The organism is Paraburkholderia sp. SIMBA_053, assembly GCF_046534895.1.
Lineage (GTDB): Bacteria > Pseudomonadota > Gammaproteobacteria > Burkholderiales > Burkholderiaceae > Paraburkholderia > Paraburkholderia caledonica.
Genome location: NZ_JAWRXU010000296.1, coordinates 1 through 333, shown reverse-complemented (window position 1 = coordinate 333; position 333 = coordinate 1). Strand labels below are relative to the sequence as shown.

1 protein-coding gene is annotated in these 333 nt (G+C 60.1%); it reads right to left on the bottom strand.

Annotated elements, in window-relative coordinates; translation table 11 throughout:
- Window positions 1-279 (bottom strand): MFS transporter (locus SB753_RS35700; RefSeq protein ID WP_410804806.1); only part of this gene is annotated, 279 nt, incomplete at its 3' end.
- Window positions 280-333 lie beyond the last annotated feature (54 nt).

The window sequence follows — 333 nt, the reverse complement described above, 5'->3', positions numbered from 1 at the left end:
GAGCAGGTTGGAAAGCGCGAAGGCGATCATGCTCGCGAGCAGCAACGTCCGCCGGTTCATGCTGCCGCTCAATGCCGTCAGGACAGGGGAACTGAGGCCGTAGGCGAGCGCGAATACTGTCACCAGCTGTCCTGCCGTTTCGATCGTCACTGACAGATCGGTCGCGAGTCCAGGAAGAAGCGGAGAAATCATGAAGCCTTCCGTTCCGATCGCGAAAGCGCCGAGCGCCAGCCAGTAAACGGGCGCGGGAAGGGACGAAGTTGTGTAGGTGGGTGTCATGTGAGGCCTGGAATCGAGAGTCAAGCGTTGCTTGATTCTGGATCGGCCGACACC